The sequence below is a fragment of the Vibrio sp. 10N.222.55.C6 genome, from assembly GCF_041473395.1.
GTDB classification, from domain to species: Bacteria; Pseudomonadota; Gammaproteobacteria; order Enterobacterales; family Vibrionaceae; genus Vibrio; species Vibrio crassostreae_C.
The window spans coordinates 1-234 of the sequence record NZ_JBFRSD010001231.1 but is presented as its reverse complement, the minus strand read 5'-3'; the positions used below and the strand labels follow the sequence as shown (position 1 = coordinate 234).

1 protein-coding gene is annotated in these 234 nt (G+C 43.6%); it reads left to right on the top strand.

Annotation, left to right across the window (positions count from 1 at the left end; translation table 11 throughout):
* On the top strand, window positions 1-226 hold a 226-nt coding region (locus AB4486_RS28320), incomplete at its 5' end, for a hypothetical protein (RefSeq protein WP_372120155.1).
* Window positions 227-234: the final 8 nt, after the last annotated feature.

Here is a 234-nt window from a genome sequence, read left to right as displayed (position 1 = left end):
TTTCTACTGTTCTAGCCCTCTCAAAAGCCCTGTATCTATCATAGATAAACAAAACCCCTCAGCTCTGCACTCAACCCACAAATTATTATTCAACATCACCGTACCATACAATCAAGGTATTTACGGCCTGCAAGCAACTAACCCTCAAGCGCATCCCCTTGAGCACTGGATTCGTTTAACCATCGACTTGAACCCGCCTGAGTATTTCATGAAGCATTGGCGCTAATAGAATGA